This is a genomic window from Kingella kingae ATCC 23330, from assembly GCF_900111845.1.
Taxonomy (GTDB): domain Bacteria; phylum Pseudomonadota; class Gammaproteobacteria; order Burkholderiales; family Neisseriaceae; genus Kingella; species Kingella kingae.
The window spans coordinates 1-18,645 of the sequence record NZ_FOJK01000026.1 but is presented as its reverse complement, the minus strand read 5'-3'; the positions used below and the strand labels follow the sequence as shown (position 1 = coordinate 18,645).

Annotated in this window: 25 protein-coding genes; 11 read left to right on the top strand and 14 right to left on the bottom strand. The window is 47.0% G+C overall.

What is annotated here, in order from left to right; all coding sequences use genetic code 11:
- The first annotated feature begins 524 nt into the window (after nt 1–524).
- On the top strand, nt 525–1,610 hold the full coding sequence (gene ribBA, locus BQ5809_RS06355; protein WP_003787157.1) for a bifunctional 3,4-dihydroxy-2-butanone-4-phosphate synthase/GTP cyclohydrolase II: 1,086 nt from the start codon (nt 525–527) through the stop codon (nt 1,608–1,610).
- A 61-nt stretch (nt 1,611–1,671) separates the two neighbouring features.
- On the opposite strand, the gene BQ5809_RS06350 is transcribed toward ribBA, so the two are convergent.
- A complete protein-coding gene (locus tag BQ5809_RS06350; RefSeq protein ID WP_003787155.1) occupies nt 1,672–1,893 on the bottom strand; it encodes a YgjV family protein in 222 nt (73 codons plus the stop codon).
- 223 nt (nt 1,894–2,116) lie between these two features.
- Between BQ5809_RS06350 and BQ5809_RS06345 the strand changes: the two genes are divergently transcribed.
- Nucleotides 2,117–2,509: a phage holin family protein gene (locus BQ5809_RS06345; RefSeq protein WP_003787153.1), complete on the top strand. Its 393-nt coding sequence runs from the start codon at nt 2,117–2,119 to the stop codon at nt 2,507–2,509.
- Nucleotides 2,502–2,777, top strand: coding sequence for a hypothetical protein (locus tag BQ5809_RS06340; RefSeq protein ID WP_003787151.1), 276 nt, complete (start codon nt 2,502–2,504; stop codon nt 2,775–2,777). Before BQ5809_RS06345 ends, BQ5809_RS06340 begins: the two co-directional genes overlap by 8 nt.
- A gap of 101 nt (nt 2,778–2,878) precedes the next feature.
- Here BQ5809_RS06340 and cysK read toward each other — a convergent pair whose 3' ends face one another.
- The 3 genes from cysK to BQ5809_RS06325 form a co-directional block, all read right to left on the bottom strand.
- Nucleotides 2,879–3,811 (bottom strand): cysteine synthase A, encoded by a 933-nt coding sequence (gene cysK / locus BQ5809_RS06335; RefSeq protein ID WP_003787149.1) that lies wholly within the window; start codon nt 3,809–3,811, stop codon nt 2,879–2,881.
- A gap of 107 nt (nt 3,812–3,918) precedes the next feature.
- On the bottom strand, nt 3,919–5,814 hold the full coding sequence (dxs, locus tag BQ5809_RS06330) for a 1-deoxy-D-xylulose-5-phosphate synthase (protein ID WP_003787146.1): 1,896 nt from the start codon (nt 5,812–5,814) through the stop codon (nt 3,919–3,921).
- A 132-nt stretch (nt 5,815–5,946) separates the two neighbouring features.
- Nucleotides 5,947–6,147: a hypothetical protein gene (locus tag BQ5809_RS06325; RefSeq protein WP_003787143.1), complete on the bottom strand. Its 201-nt coding sequence runs from the start codon at nt 6,145–6,147 to the stop codon at nt 5,947–5,949.
- Between the two features lie 404 nt (nt 6,148–6,551).
- Between BQ5809_RS06325 and BQ5809_RS06315 the strand changes: the two genes are divergently transcribed.
- From BQ5809_RS06315 to BQ5809_RS06300, 4 genes are read left to right on the top strand one after another with little or no spacing between them, the layout of a single operon-like run.
- Nucleotides 6,552–8,150: a peptide chain release factor 3 gene (locus BQ5809_RS06315; RefSeq protein ID WP_003787140.1), complete on the top strand. Its 1,599-nt coding sequence runs from the start codon at nt 6,552–6,554 to the stop codon at nt 8,148–8,150.
- Complete coding sequence (locus tag BQ5809_RS06310; protein ID WP_231954154.1) at nt 8,143–8,706, top strand: hypothetical protein; 564 nt, start codon at nt 8,143–8,145, stop codon at nt 8,704–8,706. Before BQ5809_RS06315 ends, BQ5809_RS06310 begins: the two co-directional genes overlap by 8 nt.
- Nucleotides 8,703–9,836 carry an elongation factor P maturation arginine rhamnosyltransferase EarP gene (gene earP / locus BQ5809_RS06305; RefSeq protein ID WP_003787137.1) on the top strand — a complete coding sequence of 378 codons (1,134 nt, stop codon included), beginning with the start codon at nt 8,703–8,705 and terminating at the stop codon, nt 9,834–9,836. Before BQ5809_RS06310 ends, earP begins: the two co-directional genes overlap by 4 nt.
- Before the next feature lie 49 nt (nt 9,837–9,885).
- Nucleotides 9,886–10,539: a protein-L-isoaspartate O-methyltransferase family protein gene (locus BQ5809_RS06300; RefSeq protein WP_003787135.1), complete on the top strand. Its 654-nt coding sequence runs from the start codon at nt 9,886–9,888 to the stop codon at nt 10,537–10,539.
- Between the two features lie 63 nt (nt 10,540–10,602).
- Here the strand turns inward: BQ5809_RS06300 and BQ5809_RS06295 are convergent, their stop codons facing one another.
- Nucleotides 10,603–10,830 (bottom strand): HP1242/YdcH family protein, encoded by a 228-nt coding sequence (locus tag BQ5809_RS06295; RefSeq protein ID WP_003787133.1) that lies wholly within the window; start codon nt 10,828–10,830, stop codon nt 10,603–10,605.
- 107 nt (nt 10,831–10,937) lie between these two features.
- On the opposite strand from BQ5809_RS06295, the gene tmk reads away from it, so the two are divergent.
- The 4 genes from tmk (at nt 10,938) to grpE (ending at nt 13,124) form a co-directional block, all read left to right on the top strand.
- Nucleotides 10,938–11,558: a dTMP kinase gene (gene tmk, locus BQ5809_RS06290; RefSeq protein ID WP_003787130.1), complete on the top strand. Its 621-nt coding sequence runs from the start codon at nt 10,938–10,940 to the stop codon at nt 11,556–11,558.
- Between the two features lie 9 nt (nt 11,559–11,567).
- A complete protein-coding gene (locus BQ5809_RS06285) occupies nt 11,568–12,011 on the top strand; it encodes a hypothetical protein (RefSeq protein ID WP_003787129.1) in 444 nt (147 codons plus the stop codon).
- A gap of 69 nt (nt 12,012–12,080) precedes the next feature.
- Nucleotides 12,081–12,440, top strand: coding sequence for a hypothetical protein (locus BQ5809_RS06280; RefSeq protein WP_003787127.1), 360 nt, complete (start codon nt 12,081–12,083; stop codon nt 12,438–12,440).
- A 135-nt stretch (nt 12,441–12,575) separates the two neighbouring features.
- A complete protein-coding gene (gene grpE / locus BQ5809_RS06275) occupies nt 12,576–13,124 on the top strand; it encodes a nucleotide exchange factor GrpE (RefSeq protein WP_032827756.1) in 549 nt (182 codons plus the stop codon).
- A gap of 67 nt (nt 13,125–13,191) precedes the next feature.
- Here the strand turns inward: grpE and BQ5809_RS06270 are convergent, their stop codons facing one another.
- From BQ5809_RS06270 to BQ5809_RS06230, 9 genes are all read right to left on the bottom strand, one after another.
- Nucleotides 13,192–13,683, bottom strand: coding sequence for a TlpA family protein disulfide reductase (locus BQ5809_RS06270; RefSeq protein WP_003787122.1), 492 nt, complete (start codon nt 13,681–13,683; stop codon nt 13,192–13,194).
- Complete coding sequence (locus BQ5809_RS06265; protein ID WP_003787120.1) at nt 13,680–14,093, bottom strand: acyl-CoA thioesterase; 414 nt, start codon at nt 14,091–14,093, stop codon at nt 13,680–13,682. The genes BQ5809_RS06270 and BQ5809_RS06265 overlap by 4 nt, the downstream gene beginning before the upstream one ends.
- Nucleotides 14,090–14,452, bottom strand: a complete 363-nt coding sequence (locus tag BQ5809_RS06260) for a hypothetical protein (RefSeq protein WP_003787119.1) — start codon at nt 14,450–14,452, stop codon at nt 14,090–14,092. Before BQ5809_RS06260 ends, BQ5809_RS06265 begins: the two co-directional genes overlap by 4 nt.
- An 11-nt stretch (nt 14,453–14,463) precedes the next feature.
- Nucleotides 14,464–15,225, bottom strand: coding sequence for an MlaA family lipoprotein (locus BQ5809_RS06255; RefSeq protein ID WP_003787118.1), 762 nt, complete (start codon nt 15,223–15,225; stop codon nt 14,464–14,466).
- Nucleotides 15,210–15,491, bottom strand: a complete 282-nt coding sequence (locus BQ5809_RS06250; RefSeq protein ID WP_003787116.1) for an STAS domain-containing protein — start codon at nt 15,489–15,491, stop codon at nt 15,210–15,212. The genes BQ5809_RS06255 and BQ5809_RS06250 overlap by 16 nt, the downstream gene beginning before the upstream one ends.
- Nucleotides 15,491–16,111, bottom strand: a complete 621-nt coding sequence (locus BQ5809_RS06245; protein WP_003787111.1) for an MlaC/ttg2D family ABC transporter substrate-binding protein — start codon at nt 16,109–16,111, stop codon at nt 15,491–15,493. Before BQ5809_RS06245 ends, BQ5809_RS06250 begins: the two co-directional genes overlap by 1 nt.
- Nucleotides 16,112–16,154: 43 nt before the next feature.
- Nucleotides 16,155–16,646, bottom strand: a complete 492-nt coding sequence (gene mlaD, locus BQ5809_RS06240) for an outer membrane lipid asymmetry maintenance protein MlaD (RefSeq protein ID WP_003789037.1) — start codon at nt 16,644–16,646, stop codon at nt 16,155–16,157.
- A 30-nt stretch (nt 16,647–16,676) separates the two neighbouring features.
- Nucleotides 16,677–17,453, bottom strand: a complete 777-nt coding sequence (gene mlaE, locus BQ5809_RS06235; protein WP_003787106.1) for a lipid asymmetry maintenance ABC transporter permease subunit MlaE — start codon at nt 17,451–17,453, stop codon at nt 16,677–16,679.
- A 174-nt stretch (nt 17,454–17,627) separates the two neighbouring features.
- Nucleotides 17,628–18,413 (bottom strand): ABC transporter ATP-binding protein, encoded by a 786-nt coding sequence (locus BQ5809_RS06230; protein WP_032827755.1) that lies wholly within the window; start codon nt 18,411–18,413, stop codon nt 17,628–17,630.
- Nucleotides 18,414–18,645: the final 232 nt, after the last annotated feature.

The window sequence follows — 18,645 nt, the reverse complement described above, 5'->3', positions numbered from 1 at the left end:
TTAGGTTGGTCTCGACGTTTAGCAAAAGATTTTGAGCAGACGAATTTATCTGCTGAAAATTTTGTTAAACTAGGGTATATTTCACAAATATTAAAATTTATCAAATAGTTGTTTGTGAATACAGGTATTTAGTTTAGTGTTAAACATAGTACGGCTTTACGGTTACAAATCTTGGAAACCATGGTTAGCTCGTTTTGCGAATCGCATTGACCGTATTGTGGCTATTATTTAAAACTTGTCAGGTCTGGGATAAATCCCACCTTACGACAAAAAAATCATTGTTTTGCAGGAAGTTTAATCAAACAAATATAGTGGATTAAATTTAGATTAGGACAAGGCGACAACGACCGCCGTGTACAGCTAGTACATAAAGGAGTTGGCAACGCGGTACTAATCTAAATTTAATTCACTATATTGATTGCAGGCTGCTTTGAATCGATATCGCATCGCCAAAAATCCACCCAAATAGCGTAAAATACCACTCGTTTTGAGCTTTGCCGATTCACCTACCAAGGAGCAACATCATGCACATTTCCCCTATTTCCGACATTATCGCCGACATCAAAGCAGGCAAAATGGTCATCATCACCGATGCCGAAGACCGCGAAAACGAAGGCGATATCGTGATGGCAGCGCAATTTGTTACGCCAGAAGCCATCAATTTTATGATTAAACACGCGCGTGGTTTGGTGTGTTTGCCCATGGAAAATAAATTGATTGACCGCTTGGGTTTGCCGATGATGACGCAAAAAAACGGCGCACAATACGGCACAAACTTCACCGTTTCCATTGAAGCGGCAAACGGCATCAGCACAGGCATTTCCGCTGCCGACCGCGCTCACACCATTCAAACGGCTGTATCGCAAAACGTGCAGCCCGAAGACATTGTGCAACCTGGGCATATTTTTCCACTTCGTGCCCAAAAAGGCGGCGTGTTGGTACGTGCAGGACACACCGAAGCGGCAGTAGATTTGGCGCAAATGGCTGGATTGGCTGGCGCAGGCGTGATTTGCGAAATCCTAAACGATGACGGCACCATGGCGCGTATGCCCGAATTGGTGCAGTTTGCCGAACAACACGGCTTAAAAATCGGCACAATCGCCGACTTGATTGAATACCGCAGCAAAACTGAAAGCCTGCTGGAAGAAATGGGCGACACAACCGTGCATACACCGTGGGGCGATTTCCAACAGCACGTTTATGTAGACAAATTAAACGGCGACACGCATTTAGCGTTGGTTAAAGGGCAGCCTGCAACCGCCGCCGAAACGCTGGTGCGCGTGCATGAACCGTTTAGCGCAATGGATTTTATTCAGTTTGATCCGAATCACTCGTGGAATTTGCCCGCCGCACTCACGCGCATTCAAGCAGCCGAATCGGGCGTGATTATTCTGTTGCACCGCACCGAAGACGGTAGCGCGTTGCTGGAACGCACCTTGCCGAAAAACAGTTTTCAGGTCAAAAAATGGGACAGAAAAACCTATGGCATTGGCGCACAGATTTTGGCTGGCTTAAATGTCAGCAAAATGCGCGTGCTGGGCAAGCCGTCTAATATGAATGGCTTGACTGGCTTTGGCTTGGAAGTGGTTGGGTTTGAAGAGTCGGAATAATGGTTTGATTCAAAAGCAGCCTGCACTTTCAAAATGCAGGCTGCTTTAATGATGAATTGACTTATTTTTTCGCACGCAAAATGTTGTACGCATGATAAATATTGATGCCGCTTACCAGTAAATTCAGCCCCACAACAGGCATCGCACCCGTCATAAAGCCATACACCACAAAGCACAAACAACCCACAGCATTCACAATTCGCAACGTCAACATATCTTTTAATAAGAATGATGTAGCTACAATCACCATGGCAACATAGCCTAAAACTTCTGTCCAGTTCATATTGGTCTCTTTTCTCGTTATTAGAACAACTTTATGTTGCTATTTTGGCATAGTCGATACTAGTGCAAATAGTCTTGTTATAACCTATTGTTTGCGCCATATCAAACAACATCATCAACCGTGTTAAATAAGTTTTACATATAACTTAACCAAGTAAGTGCTTGATTGATATTCAAGAATAGGTTATCGTAAAAACAAACCCCAAACACGAAAGGATAAGGCATTGAGTATTCAAAAAGAATATCGGCTCTGGAAAGCCAGATGGCAGCAAGGCGGTCATTTACTGTGGCTGCGTTTGCAATTATTGCGCCTAGACGTGCAAGGACAACTGGGCGATTGCATTCGGATTGTCGTGTTGGCGGTTGCCGCCTTGGTATTGCTGCTGGTGGCGTTGCTGGCATTACTGTTTGGCTTAAACGTGATTTTGTCGCCACAAGCCAAAATTTGGGTGTTTTTTGGATTGATGACGGCGTGCTTAATCGCGGCGATTGGCTTGGTTTGGGCGATTCCAATGTACTGGCGACGCAGCAATGAGCGCGTAGGGCAAACCTTGAACGATATGCAACAAGACTGGGTACGAATCATCGGCACAAATAGCGAGTCCAATCATGAATAAACCGCAAAAATACAATGCCGACCAAGAGCGTGAGTTATTGCGCTTGCAATGTGAGTTGGCAAGATTGAAATTACGCGCCACGCAAATGCAGGCTGCTTCTCAACAGGATAATTTGGTACAAATGCTGTGGGGCGGACAACATTTAACGCGCTTGTTTACTTCGCGTTCTGCTTTGTCGTTGGCGATGCGGTCAATGAGTTGGCGCAACAAAGTTATGTTGAGCGCGATATGGCTGGCGTGGCAATGGCAACAGGGTAAACAAAAATAAAGTGCAGGCTGCTTTTGAAATCGCTCAAAAGCAGCCTGCACTTTTTATCAACCAAATGACAATACTTATTCAGAAAAGCAAATTAGTTTTATGGATAAGTATCAAGCCAAATCCGCAAACAATGGCGTAGACAAATAACGCTCGCCATAAGACGGCAACAGCACCACAATCAATTTGCCTGCGTTTTCAGGTTTTGCCGCCAGTTGCAAGGCTGACCAAACCGCCGCACCTGACGAAATACCAACCAAAATACCTTCTTTTTCTGCCATGGCGCGAGCCGTTGCAAAAGCCGCATCGTTTGGCACTTGCACAATGCCGTCATAAATATCGGTATTCAAGTTTTTGGGGATAAAGCCTGCGCCAATGCCTTGAATGGGGTGCGGGCCTTTTTGACCACCGCTCAACACGGGCGATGCTTCGGGTTCTACCGCAAACACTTGCACACTGTCTTTTTTGGCTTTTAGCGTTTCGCCTACGCCTGTTAATGTGCCGCCTGTGCCAACGCCTGCCACAAAAATATCTACTGCGCCATCGGTATCACGCCAAATTTCTTCGCCTGTGGTTTGGCGGTGTACTTCTGGGTTGGCTGCGTTTTCAAATTGCTGCGGCATGAAGTACACATCTGGATTACTTTTGACGAACTCTTCGGCTTTGGCAATCGCGCCGCCCATGCCTTCTGCGGCTGGGGTCAAAACCAATTCTGCACCAAAGGCGCGCAACAGCATACGGCGTTCTTTACTCATGCTTTCGGGCATGGTGATGACCAATTTATAGCCTTTTGCCGCGCAAACCATTGCCAAGCCAATGCCTGTGTTGCCCGAAGTTGGCTCAACAATAATGGTGTTGGGTTTGATTTTGCCTTCGCGTTCGGCAGTTTCAATCATGGCGGCGGCAATGCGGTCTTTAACGCTGCTACCTGGGTTGAAAAATTCCAGTTTGGCAACCACGCGAGCGGGTAAATCTTTGCCCAAAGTTTTGAGTTCTACCAAAGGGGTGTTGCCGATTAAATCGGTAATGCTATTGGCGATGTTCATTGTGTGTACTCCTGCTGTCGTCCAAAATAAAGATGCGGCAACTATACGGCATTGACGCGCAAAATAAAAAGAATTTGTGTGGCTTTGGTTTATAACTGGGGGCTATATCAAGCAGCCTGCACATTTAACCAATCGCTAATCCGTTGTTGCAGGCTGCTTTGGCTTAATCCAATTTGGTCTAGCAAAATATGACTGTCGCCATGCTCGGTAACGATGTCGGGAATCGCGCACAATAAAGTCGGCTTATACCAGCCATTTTGTGCCAACACTTCCAACACCGCGCTGCCTGCTCCGCCCATTTCGGCGTTTTCTTCTACGCAAACCAAATAATCGTGCGATTGCGCCAGTTGTCCAATTAAATCAACGTCTAATGGTTTCACAAATCGCATATCGGCAACGGTGGCGTTGAGCGCGTCTGCCACGCCCAAAGCAGCCTGCACCATGCTACCAAACGCCAAAATCGCCACTTTTTCGCCTTGTTTGCGGACGATGCCTTTGCCCACTGGCACGGTTTGTAAATCGCGCTCCACCGCTGCGCCACAGCCCGAACCGCGTGGATAACGCACCGCAGTCGGTTGATTCAGCTGATAGCAAGTGGAAAGCAGCAAACGGCATTCGTTTTCATCGCTGGGCGCGGCGATGACCATATTGGGTACGCAACGCAAAAAGCTCAAATCGTATGCGCCTGCGTGGGTCGGGCCGTCTGCGCCCACAATGCCTGCACGGTCAATCGCAAACAAAACAGGCAAGTTTTGCAGCGCGACATCGTGCAACAGTTGGTCGTAGCCACGTTGTAAAAAGGTAGAATAAATCGCCACAACGGGCTTAACGCCTTGCGTTGCCAAACCTGCGGCAAAGGTAATCGCGTGTTGCTCGGCAATGCCGACATCAAAATAACGTGTGGGGAATTGCTGTTCAAATTCCACCAAACCGCTGCCTTCGCGCATGGCTGGCGTGATTGCCACCAATTTTTCATCGGCAGCCGCTTGGTCGCACAACCATTGCCCGAATATTTGGGTGTAGGTGGGACGCGGTTGGCTGGCGGTGGGCGCGTTTGCCGCAGGTGCAGGCTGCTTGCCAATCGCGTGGTATTTGACTGGGTCGTTTTCGGCAAGTTTGTAACCCTGACCTTTTTTGGTGATGATGTGCAGCAGTTGCGGCCCTTTGCGCTGGCGTAAATCTTTTAATACTTCAATCAGTTGTGGCAAATTGTGTCCATCAATCGCGCCTGTGTATTCAAAACCAAAGTTTTCAAACAGCGACAAAGAATGCTTGATGTGTTCGCCTTCGCTGGCGATTGCTTTGAATTTGGTTTCGGCTTTTTCTGCCATTTCTTTCACAGGCGTGGGCAATTTGTCCAACACTTTATTAGAGTGATGTTTGATTTCGTGCAAAATATCGCGCCAATCACGCATCACGTTTCGCGCCAAATATTTGGGCAACGCGCCAACATTGGGCGAAATAGACATTTCGTTGTCGTTCAAAATCACCAATAAATTCACGTCCATATCGCCAGCGCAGTTCAACGCTTCAAACGCCTGACCTGCCGTCATTGCGCCATCGCCAATAATCGCGACACTACGCGCTGCGCTGCCCGATAATTGATTTGCCACCGCCATGCCCAAAGCCGCGCCAATAGACGTGGACGAATGCCCAACGCCAAAATCATCGTATTCGCTTTCGCTGCGTTTGGGAAAGCCAGCCAGTCCGCCAAATTGACGAATGCTGTCCATGCGATTTTTGCGCCCTGTTAAGACTTTGTGTGGATACGATTGATGCCCCACGTCCCAAACCAAATGGTCTTCGGGCGTGTTGTAAACATAATGTAGCGCAATGGTCAGCTCAATCACGCCCAAATTGCTGGCGAAATGTCCGCCTGTTTTGCCTACGCTGTCTAACAGAAATTCGCGCAATTCATGAGCAACTTTCGGCAACTGGGATGCCGAAAGTTGGCGTAAATCTTGGGGGGATTGAATGGTGTCCAAAAGTGGCGTAGCAGTCATAGCAGTGGTTTTATTGTGATATTTTAAAGATGTGCGATTATAGCGATTTTGCAGCGGTGTTGGGTAAACAAAAAAACGAGCAGCATAATGGGCTACTCGTTTGCATAGATAAAGTGCAGGCTGCTTTTTGATTTAGCGCATTTGCTCGTTCAAAAAGTCGGCAATATCGTCAATATAGCCTTCTACTTCAAAAGCACGTTCGCTGTCGCCTGCGCTGTATGTAACCAAAGTGGTGTGTGGGTCTTCGCCACGCGGTTCTAGGCGGCGAATGTGGTCTGTGCTGACATAAATGCGGTGTCCGTGGATATTCACTAATTCAACAAGAGCAGGCATAAAAAATCCTTTAAAAATATTGGTATAAAAAACGCTCGTATCATAAAGGGTTTTACCGACAGCGACAATGAAAAAAGGCTGCGATTGCGCTTAATTGGCTGATTGACTTTGATAAATATAGAAAAAAATCGGTTGTAGTAAGCCGACAATGTGCAGGCTGCTTGGATATAAAAAGCAGCCTGCACATTAGTCATTTCGTGTGCAGGCTGCTTTGTTTTATAATACGCACCATTGCAGCCTGTTTTCATGTGCAGGCTGCTTTTTTATAGTGGATTAAATTTAGATTAGGACAAGGCGACAACGACCGCCGTGTACATCTAGTACACAAGGGAGTTGGCAACGCTGTACTAATCTAAATTTAATTCACTATACATATATTTTTGATTGAATTAAACGAGAACACCATGTCCGAAATCCTAGAACAATTCCGCAAACGCCGCACATTTGCCATTATTTCCCACCCTGACGCAGGTAAAACCACATTAACCGAAAAACTGTTGCTGTTTTCAGGCGCAATCCAAAGCGCAGGCACGGTAAAAGGCAAAAAAACAGGCAAATTCGCCACATCCGACTGGATGGAAATCGAGCAACAACGCGGCATTTCTGTTGCGTCTTCCGTGATGCAATTTGACTACAAAGACCACGTTGTCAATTTGTTGGACACGCCCGGACACCAAGACTTTTCGGAAGACACTTACCGCGTATTAACGGCGGTGGACAGCGCGTTGATGGTGATTGACGCGGCAAAAGGCGTGGAAGCGCAAACGATTAAATTGTTGAACGTTTGCCGTATGCGAAATACGCCGATTGTTACTTTTATGAACAAATACGACCGCGAAGTGCGCGACAGTTTGGAATTGTTGGACGAAGTGGAAAATGTGTTGCAAATCCGTTGTGCGCCAGTTACTTGGCCCATCGGCATGGGCAAAAATTTCAAAGGCGTGTACCACATTTTGAACGATGAAATTTATTTGTTTGAAGCAGGTGGCGAGAAATTGCCACACGAATTTGACATCATCAAAGGGATTGATAATCCTGAATTGGCAGCGCGTTTTCCGTTGGAAATCCAACAGTTACGCGATGAAATTGAATTGGTTCAGGCAGCGTCAAACGAATTTAACTTGGAAGAATTTTTGGCTGGCGAATTAACCCCTGTGTTTTTCGGTTCAGCGATTAATAATTTTGGCGTGCAAGAAATTCTCAATTCATTGATTGATTGGGCACCTGCACCGAAACCGCGCCATGCAACGGTGCGCGACGTGCAACCTGACGAGCCAAAATTTTCAGGCTTTATCTTTAAAATTCAAGCGAATATGGACCCTAAACACCGTGACCGCATTGCGTTTTTGCGCGTGTGTTCGGGTAAATTTGAGCGCGGCATGAAAATCAAGCACTTACGCATTAACCGCGACATCAGCGCGAGCAGCGTGGTGACGTTTATGTCGCATGACCGCGAGTTGGTGGAAGAGGCGTTTGCAGGCGACATTATCGGCATTCCGAATCACGGTAACATTCAGATTGGCGACAGTTTTTCGGAAGGCGAACAGTTGGCGTTTACAGGCATTCCGTTTTTCGCGCCTGAATTGTTCCGCAGCGTGCGAATTAAAAATCCGTTGAAAATGAAACAGTTGCAAAAAGGCTTGCAACAGCTTGGTGAAGAAGGCGCGGTGCAGGTGTTTAAACCGCATTCGGGCGCGGATTTGATTTTGGGAGCGGTGGGCGTGTTGCAATTTGAAGTGGTTACGGCGCGTTTGGCGGCGGAATACGGCGTGGAAGCGGTGTTTGACAATGTGTCGGTGTGGTCAGCGCGTTGGGTTTCGTGCGATGACAAAAAGAAATTGGCGGAATTTGAAAAGGCAAATGCAGCGAACTTGGCGATTGATGCTGGCGGCAATTTGGCGTATCTCGCGCCCAATCGTGTAAATTTGAATTTGACGCAAGAACGCTGGAAAGACATTGTTTTCCATGAAACGCGCGAGCATTCTGTGAATTTGAATGATTGATGAACAAAGCAGCCTGCATATGAATTGTGCAGGCTGCTTGAAATATTGCTGTCGGTTCACTAAACCAAGAATTTCTTTAAAATATTCAACACGACCATATAAACTGGTGGGAATGATGATACTTGATAAAATTGAAAAATTACTTTCAGATATAAATAAATCACTACATCAAAATGATGAAAGAGATTTTGCAACCTTAATTTCAGATAAATCTTCTGTTATCAGTAACTTTAATTTTCATCGATATGAAATATTTCATCAAAAAGTTGTAAATATCAAATTTTATTCAAGTTCTTTTCGCGGTACGTTCATGGAACAAAATGTATTCATTAACTGTGAATTTTTAAACTGTGCATTTGTAACAACCATAATCAATAACACGCAATTTAAAATTGCAAATTTATCAACTGCGTGTTCAGGTCTATATCTAGCGACGCAAGTGCAGGCTGCTTTTGTTGAATCACACCCCAATCCACAAATTTTCACAGCAAAATCCAATACCCAAATAAACCAAAAAAGCAGCCTGCAACTTCTATCCCACAAAAAAACATCATGACCACATCCCCCCCAAAAACCTGCTGGCTATTTTGCACCGTCATTGACAACTTTGGCGACATTGGCGTGTCGTGGCGGCTGGCACAACAACTGCACACCGAGCTGGGCTACACCGTGCATTTGTGGCTGGACGATTTGGCTGCACTTCGCGCCATTGTGCCAGACGCGCCCAACGCCCTGCCCTGCACACACCAGCACATTCATTTGCACCATTGGCAAGCAGGCAGCCATGCCGATGATGTGCAGGCTGCTTTTGCGCCCGATTTGATTATTGAAACCTTTGCTTGCGATTTGCCCGATAGCGTGTTACGCGTCATTGAAACGCACCGCCCCGTGTGGCTAAACTGGGAATATTTAAGCGCGGAAGATTGGGCAATCCGCACCCACGCCATGCCTAGCCTGCAAGCCAACGGCAGCGCGAAATATTTTTGGCAAATGGGATTTGTGCCGCAAAGTGGCGGTTTGTTGCGCGAATCGGATTACAAACAACAGCAAGCTAAATGGTTCGCGCCAACTCAATCGCCCCAAAAAAGCAGCCTGAACTTTTTTGTGTTTGGCTACCAAAGCCCCGTTTGGACAAAATGGTGCAAAACTTTATCGGCACAGCCACAAAAAATCACACTACACATTGCAGGCAAACCCGTGTTCCAAAGCCTGTATCAAAGCGGCTACACCAGCCAAGCCGAACCTCACGAACACCGCGCAGGCAGCCTGCACTTATTGCCGCAAGATTTTGTGCCGCAAGCGCAGTTTGACACGCTATTGTGGGCGGCAGACGCGCTGATTATTCGCGGCGAAGACAGCTTTGTTCGCGCACAATTATCGGGCAAACCGTTTTTGTGGCACATTTATCCACAAGACGAAATGGCACATTTGGATAAACTGGACGCTTTTTGGACACCTGTTTGGCGCAATCAACACGAAAAAGTGCAGGCTGCTTTTGCGGCATTATCGGGCGAACTCAATGGTGCACACAATTTGTCCGACACGCATCGCGCCGAATGTTTTGCCACTTTGTTACAACATTTTGACGTGTGGCAACAAGTCACCCAGCAATGGCAGCAAAACTTATTCGCCCAAAGCAGCGCAATGACACGGCTGCAAGATTGGCTAGTCCAACACAAGCAGTAGATAAACCGTTATAATTGCGCCCATTTAACACAGCCACAGAGAACACAACATGGACTTCAACAAAGCTCGCTTTAATATGGTAGAACAGCAAATTCGCCCTTGGGACGTTTTGGATTTTGATTTGCTGGACGCGCTGGAAAGCATTCCACGCGAATTGTTTGTTAGCAAAGAACAACAAGGCTATGCCTATGCCGATTTGCCGCTCAAATTGGACAACGGCAGCATGATGTTAGAACCCAAAATCGTTGCGCGTATGGTGCAAGGTTTGACGTTGAGCAAAACTGACCGCGTGATGGAAATTGGCACAGGTTCGGGCTATGCCACCGCCGTGTTAGCGACTTTGGTAGACAGCGTACAAACCTACGATGTGGACGAGCAACAACTGTCTCGCGCACAAGCCGTGTTGCAATCGCTTAATTTTGACAACATTCAATTTGTAGCAGAAGACGGTTTTGCCAACAGCCAACCCGAAGCCAAATACGATGCGATTTATGTAGGCGGCAGCTTACCCGAAGTGCCAGAGCAGTTAAAACAACAGCTTGCCGATGGCGGACGTTTGGTGGTGGTAGTCGGTGGCGAGCCAGTACAACGCTGCTTGCAAATCACACGCAATGGCAACGAATTCAGCCAAAAAACTTTGTTTGATACTTTGGTTACACCTTTGACTGCCAAAGCCAAAAAACCAAGCAAATTTCAGTTTTAAACCATAAACACAAAAAAGCAGCCTGCACTTTCAATAAAAAGTGCAGGCTGCTTTGTTTATGATTTAAGCTTTTTGTGCTGCTTTTTGCAAAATCACATACAACTCATCTTTCAGAGCCAATTTTTTGTGTTTCAAAACATGAATTTCTTCTTCGGCAGACGAACTGGTCACAGAATTGTTTTCCAAGCCAGTGATTTTGTCGTCCAATTCGTTGTGTTCGTTGAACAAACGAGCAAAATGCGCGTCGCTTTGTTTTAATTCAGAAATCAAATCGCGGTATTCTGGGAACATAGTGCTATCCTTTGTGGAGGGGGTTAAAAAAATCTATACATGGCTTACATTTTATAACAAAGCATTCTTTTTTGCTACAATAGCGCATCGTTAGGAGAGATAACACCATGAATGCACAATTTATTACGCTAGACGGCATCGACGGCGCAGGTAAAACCACGCAATTAAACGTGATTCGCGATTGGTTCGCCGCGCAACAACTGCCCGTTTTGTTTACACGCGAACCTGGTGGCACACCGCTGGGCGAACAGCTACGCAACATCTTGCTCACCCCCAGCAGCCAAGTATCGTTGCACACCGAAGCTTTGATGATGTTTGCCGCGCGTCGTCAGCATTTGGAAGACGTGATTTTGCCTGCGCTGGCATCTGGCACACACGTTGTTAGCGACCGTTTTACCGATGCGACTTTTGCCTATCAAGGTGGCGGACGCGGTTTGGCATACGACAAAATTCAGCAGCTAGAACAATGGGTGCAAGACGATTTACGCCCCAATTTGACCTTTATTTTGGACGTGCCGTTGGAAGTATCGGTGGCGCGAATTGAAGGCAGCCGCCAAAAAGACCGCTTTGAGCAAGAAGACCCCGCGTTTTTTGCGCGTGTGCGTGAAGCCTATTTGCAACGCGCTCAACATGCACCCGAGCGTTATGCCGTCATCAACAGCAACCGCGAAAAACCCGAAGTCAAAGCGGATATTGAAGCGGTGCTAAATCGTTTGTTTAACCGCTAGGCGTTTGTTATGAATCAAAAAAAATGGTTGTTGGTGGGTGTAGCATTTCTGCTGTTTGCGGCGATTAAAGTGGCGGCATTGATATGGTGGCAACAAAAGCAGCCTGCAACCGCATCAGCAAAAGTGCAGGCTGCTTGCGATGTCGCACAAATGGGCTGTCCGTTTTTGGGCGATGCCGTGTTCCATTTGGTGGGTGTGGGCAGCAATAAATCGCCGTTTGCGATTGAAGCCAGCCACGTTCCCGATTCGGTGCAAAGCATCAGCGCATCGTTCCAAATGAAAGACATGGACATGGGCTTCAACCGCTTTGAATTGCGTAAACAAGCCAACGGCACATGGCGCGTAAACGGCGTGTATTTGCCTGTATGCGTGGCTGGGCGACACGATTGGCAAGTGAAGTGGCAGGTCAATCAACAAACCTTTACGGCAGACTTTCGCACGCAAGCGGATTAAACCAAAGCAGCCTGCACTTTTGCGCTATAATCACACCTTGTAGTTTGTTTTACTTTGGAGAAAATAATCATGAATCTAAATACTGCATTAAAAGAAATTATGTTGATTGAAGGCGCGGTGGCGAGTTCTATTGTCGATTCCAGCAACGGTTTTATGTTGGGCGCAGAAGGACGCGGCATCGATTTGGAATACGCATCGGCTGGCAACACAGAACTTTATCACGCCAAACAAAAAATCATGCGCGCGCTGGGCATTACCGAGCATATTGAAGACTTTTTGATTACGCTGGAAACGCAATACCACATTTTGATGCCCTGCCCCCATTTAGAAGGCGTGTTTATTTATTTTGTGTTGAGCAAAGAACGCGGCACACTTGCCTTGGCAAGACGAAAACTGCATGACATTGCCAATGTTCTGACAGAAGTGTAATCCAACATATAGTGAATTAAATTTCAGGGCGTGTGAACACCGCTTCATACGCCCAAATCTTGAAAATCTTTTTGTTTACCCTATATTCTGACTGTTATGACATTCTCTTTTTTCAAATCCAAACAAGGTAAAAATATGACCGAAGCAAACCAAAACCCAGAACCAGAAATCGTTGATGCCGAAAACGCCAGCACCGAGCCAACCACAATGGAAGAATGGCAAGCACGCGCCGCCGAATTGGAAGGCATGTTGCAAGACGAAAAATTGCGCGGTTTGGCAAACGAACAAAACTTGCGCCGCCGTCATCAAGAAGAATTGCAGGCTGCTCACAAATTTGCGGCACAGCGTTTTGCTGGCGAAATGTTGAGCGTTAAAGACTATTTGGAAATGGCTTTGCTAGACCAAAGTGGCAATTTTGACACGCTCAAAATGGGCGTGAGCATGACGTTGAACGAATTGAACAAGGCGTTTGAAGCGGTGCAGATTAAGGAAATTGCATCAGCAAAAGGCGATTCGCTCAATCCGCATCAACATCAAGCGATGCAGGAAGTGGACGCGCCAGAACAAGCGGCTGGTAGCATTGTTAGCACGCTCAAAAAAGGCTACACGCTGCACGACCGCGTGTTGCGCCCTGCTATGGTAACGGTGGCGAAAGCGGAAACGGCAACGGACACAGCGGAATAAATCGCGCAAAATAAAAAGCAGCCTGCACTTTTTGTTGATGAAAAGTGCAGGCTGCTTTTTATGTATTTTACTTCGCCAATTCCGTATCCACGGTTTTATATAAATCAGCAAAATTGGGTTCGCCCACAAATGTTTGCAGGATTTCACCACGTTTGTTAATCAACACGCTGGTGGGATACAACTCGGTTTTGATAAAACTTTGTGTGGCGGTCTTTTGCGCGTCAAACATCACGATAAAGGGCAACTGGCGTTGTTGGGCGTATTCGCGCACGGCGGCTTCTGCGTCCACAGGTACGGCAATCCCCAAAATTTGAAAATCTTTGCCTTGATAGTCTTTTGCCATTTGAATGAGCTTGGGCATTTCGGTTACGCAACCTGGGCAGGACGGAAACCAAAAATTGATGAGCGTAACGCGGTTATTCAAGCTGCTGTTGTCCACCACTTTGCCTTGTAAATCGGGCAGAGAAAAGGCGGGCGCGGCTGGATACGATGGTTTGAGCGTGAACCCAATCAAGCCAATAATCAAAAGTACAACGGCAACAACGCCAATTTTTTTCATGATGATTCCATTAGGTTGGTTAAGCAAAGCAACAGCGCGTCAGGCAGCCTGCATATTTTGCCGTTTGCGCTGGTGGGCATGAGTGTGATGTCGGCAGTGGCACAGATTTGTTGCGTATCGGCAAATTCAATGCGCTGCGACAACACAATTTGCCGCGATTGCAGGCTGCTTATTTGGCTGTGAATGTGCAACACATCGCCCAAACAGGCGGCTTTGTGATAGCGTATATCGGTGCGAGACACGACCAGTTGCGCCAAACGTAAATCGGGCAGCAGATTGTGTTCGGCAAAAAAATGCCAACGCGCCGCTTCCAAAAATTCTAGATAGCGGGCGTTGTTCACATGGGCATAGCCGTCTAAATGATAGTTCAGCACCGAAATGATTAGGGGTGCAGGCTGCTTGGCAATCATGAAAGCACAATGTCTTCAAAGGCTTCTCGTTGCAAAGGCTCGCTGCTCAAATCGGTTACGATGCTGGATAGTTCTATCGCGAACCATTCTTGGAAGATTTCGGGCAACAGGTCGGGCCATTCGCTTTCGTCTGTGCACCAATCGGCAAGCTCGGCGGCAAAGATTTCTTCGACGCGCTCTTCGATTTCGTCCCACACTTCATCGGCGTTGTCGCACGGGCGAATCAGATAGGAATTGGCGTCTTCTTGCAAGTCTGCCAACGTCATGCCGTCCAAATCCATGTCGGGCAAGTCGTTGAGCCACGCCCAAAACGGCTCTTGCGGAATCACGATAAATACGCTGCGATTGACTTCATACATAATAACGCTCCTTATTGTGCGGCGGGGGCAGATGCGCTTGCAGGCTGCTCTTGCCAGTTGGCTTCGGGATCGATTAATTCTTCGTTGCTATCGGGATTTTCTACACCCAGTTGTTTGTTGCGAATGGCGATATAAGTGTCGCGCATGGCGGTGTATTTGTCCAATGCCATATCGTCTAGCGCATCGGTTGCGTCCAATAAACGCTCGCGTCCATCAACTGCTTTCGCGCCCATCAACGAATAACGCACCGCTTCTTTGGGGAACAAGGGTTGCTCAACCGAATAAACAGTGGTAACGCTTGAACCCAAGGCATCGCGTACAGTGGTCGGTCCAATCAACGGCATCACAAAATAATTGCTGTCTTTCCAACCCCACGATGCAAACGTGTCGCCCAAAGTGCTTTTATTATTGGGCATACCTGCCGCGCCTGCAATATCAATCAATCCGCCCAAGCCAAAAGTGGTGTTAATTGCCACACGCATGAAGTCTGTGCCTGCTTTTTCTACATCGCCACGCAAAACGTTGCTGGCAAAGCTGTTTACATCGCGCAGATTATTGAAAAAATTGCCAATCGCGCTGCGAGCAGGCTTGGGCGTAACGGTGCGATAGGCACGCGCTACGGGACTCATCACATAGCGGTCGGCAGCATCGTTGAACTTGAACATGGCACGATTGTATCCCTGATACGGGTCGCGCGTATTGTCGGCATGAACCACAGGCGCAGCAGCCAGCGTTGCCACCAAAATCAAACGATATACTAATGAACGAGCCATTCTTCCACCTCATATAATTGTGCCAATAATTGCACCGATTCGGGCAATGCCTGAATGTGCAGGCTGCTTTGTCTGCTTTGGCGCAATGCTTGCAAAATCAACGCCAAACACGCCGAATCGGCACGCTCTACGCCCGAAAAATCCACAGTTTGAATATTAGGCAGCCTGCACTGTTGCAAAAATTCGCGGTACGCACCGCTATTCAAGGTTTGGACACTCACATCACCCGCCACATACACGCATTGTTCGCGCACTTCGCTACGCATTATTTGCTACCATTTTTCGCTTTAAGTTCCGCAATCAAGCCGTCAATGCCTTTGCTATCCAAAATCGGTTTGAATTGCTGGCGTTGGCTTTCTACCAATTTGAACACGCCTTCAAACGACACGTTGAACACGCGGTATTTGCCACCGTCTTGATAGGTGCTGAACACGGCTTCAACAGGCGAACCGCTGGTTGGCTTAATTGTGGCGCGAACTTCTACAATTTGTTTACCGCGCAACAAGCTGCCGCCATCTTTGCTGATTGCGTTGCTTTTTACATCAACTTGCGCGTTTTTGTAGCGCAACATTTGACCTGCATACACGCGAATCAGCATTTTGCGAAATTCCGCTACCAGCGTTTGTTTTTGTGCTTCGCTTGCCTTGCTCCAATGCGAGCTAACCGCCAAGCGCGTCATCAAAGCAAAGTCAAAATACGGCATGGCGTAGTCTTCCGCTTGTTTGCGAACGGCTGCATCGTTGCTGCCATTGGCTTGTTTTAAAATGTTCAACACTTGCGTTGCATTGCCGCGCACTTGTTCCACCGCTTGTTGCGGAGTCGCCCAAGCCAAATTGATGCTCAACACGCTTGCGCTCAATGCCGCTACGATTTGTTTTGTGTTCATGTTTATGCCTTTCGTTTGTGTGATTTAAATTGCAGGCTGCTTTTTATTCTGCCGATGCAGGTGCAGGCTGCTCTTCCTTGTTAATAAAATTGTTTACAAATTTGTTGATTAAGTTTTCCAACACCACCGCCGAAGTCGTCAAAGTGAGCGTATCGCCTTCGCGCAATTTATCTTCTTCGCCACCGTTTTCCAAGCCAATATATTGCTCGCCCAGTAAACCCGAAGTCAAAATTTTCGCACTCGCATCTACACTGTATTGGTATTGTTTATCCAAATCCATACGCACTTTGGCTTGGAAACTTTGCGTGTCCAATTCAATGCTGTGTACACGTCCAACCAACACGCCTGCGGTTTTAATCGGTGCTTGCGGTTTGAGTCCGCCAATGTCTTCAAATTGAGCATACACGGTATAAGTGTTGCTCTGTCCGCCAAACGCCGTTTGACCACCAGCCACGCGAAACGCCAAAATCGCCACCGCTACAAAGCCCAGTAGCACAAATAAACCAACCCAAAATTCCAAAATACTTTTTTTCATGTTTGATACCATTTCCAAAGCAGCCTGCACTTATGCGGTGAACATAAACGCAGTCAAAACAAAATCCAATGCCAACACCGTGAGCGATGAAGCCACCACCGTGCGCGTGCTGGCACGTAAAATTCCTTCCGCAGTCGGCGTACAATGAAAACCTTGATACACCGAAATCAACGACACCGCCACGCCAAAACACAGCGATTTAATCAAGCCATTGACCACATCGTACGACAACGTGATGCCATTTTGCATATTAGACCAAAAAATGCCAGCGTCCAGCTCCAGCCATTGCACGCCAATCAAATACGCGCCCACGATACCTGCCACATTGAAAATGCTCGCCAGCAACGGCATAGACAAAAATCCTGCCCAAAAACGTGGTGCAACCACTCGCGCAATAGGGTTCACTGCCATGACTTTCATCGCTTCTAGCTGTTCGGTTGTTTTCATCAAGCCGATTTCACTGGTCATCGCGCCCCCTGCGCTGCTGGCAAACAAAATCGCCGCTAACACAGGTCCGAGTTCACGCAGCAACGATGCCGCCACCATAAAGCCCAACACATCAGCCGACTTGAATTTTGCCAACTGCGTGTAGCCCTGCAAACCCAAAACCATGCCGACAAACAAGCCCGACACCGCAATAATCAGCACCGACAGCACGCCCGAAAAATACATTTGGCGGATAACCAATCGCAGGCGCAACAACGATTGCGGCAATAAAAAAAGAATGTTGCACAAAAACAAAACCACCGCACCCAAAATGCGAATAAAGCCCAAGGTTTTTGCGCCAACTGTTTGAATTATGTTCATAACTAATCATCAAAAAATCAAAAAGGGCAATGGTAAGCAGTAAGAACAGCCTGCACTTTTTATTTAAGCATATATAGTGAAGTGAAATAAAAATAGGACAAGGCGACAACATCCGCAGTGTGCGAATAGCACATAAGGGCGTTGGTAACGCAGTCATATTGCGATTTCACTTCACTATAACAAATCCTGCTTCAAAGTCGTCTCTGCTGGATAACGGAACGCCACCGGCCCATTAGGCAAACCTTGCACAAACTGACGTATCCATTCCGAATCCGACTGCTCCATTTCTTGTGGCGAGCCAGAAAACAAAATTTCGCCATTCGCCAAAAAAATAATCTGATCCACCAGTTGCAAAGAATGCCCCACATCATGCGTAACCATGATGCTGGTTGAGCGTAACGCCTTATTTGCACGATGAATCAAATGAGCAATCACGCCCAAAGAAATCGGGTCAAGCCCTGTGAACGGCTCGTCATACAAAATCAAATCAGGGTCAAGCGCAATCGTCCGCGCCAAAGCCACGCGCCGAGCCATACCACCCGACAATTCCGCTGGCATCAATTTTTCTGCGCCACGCAAACCCACCGCGTGTAATTTTAGAATCACCAAATACCGAATCACTTCTTCGGGCAACTGCGTGAGTTCGCGCATTGGGAAAGCGATGTTGTCATACACATTCAAATCGGTAAACAATGCGCCATGCTGGAACAGCACGCCCATTTTGCGGCGATGTTCGCGCAAACGAGCAGCGGAAAAATCGGCTAAATTTTCGCCATTGATTAAAATTGTGCCAGAAGTGGGCGATAGCTGCCCTGTAATCAATCTCATCAACGTTGTTTTGCCACTGCCCGAGCCACCCATAATCGCCGCAAATTTCCCCTGTTCAATGGAAAAATTCACATTATGCAAAATCGGTCGGTCACCATAGGCAAAAGCAACATTTTGAAATTCAATAGACATTTGAAATAGAAATACAAAATCAGAAAGTCGAACATGATATGCTGCTACATCAAGTTTCGCAAGCATTCTAATCTAAATTAACGGTTTATTACGCAATGAAAAAAAAAGCAAAACCTCCTGCGAATATAGATTATTAGCAGGAGGTTTGTAATAAAGAGTTTGGCGATGACCTACTTTCGCATAGGGACTATACTATCATCGGCGCTGGTTTGTTTCACTGTCCTGTTCGAGA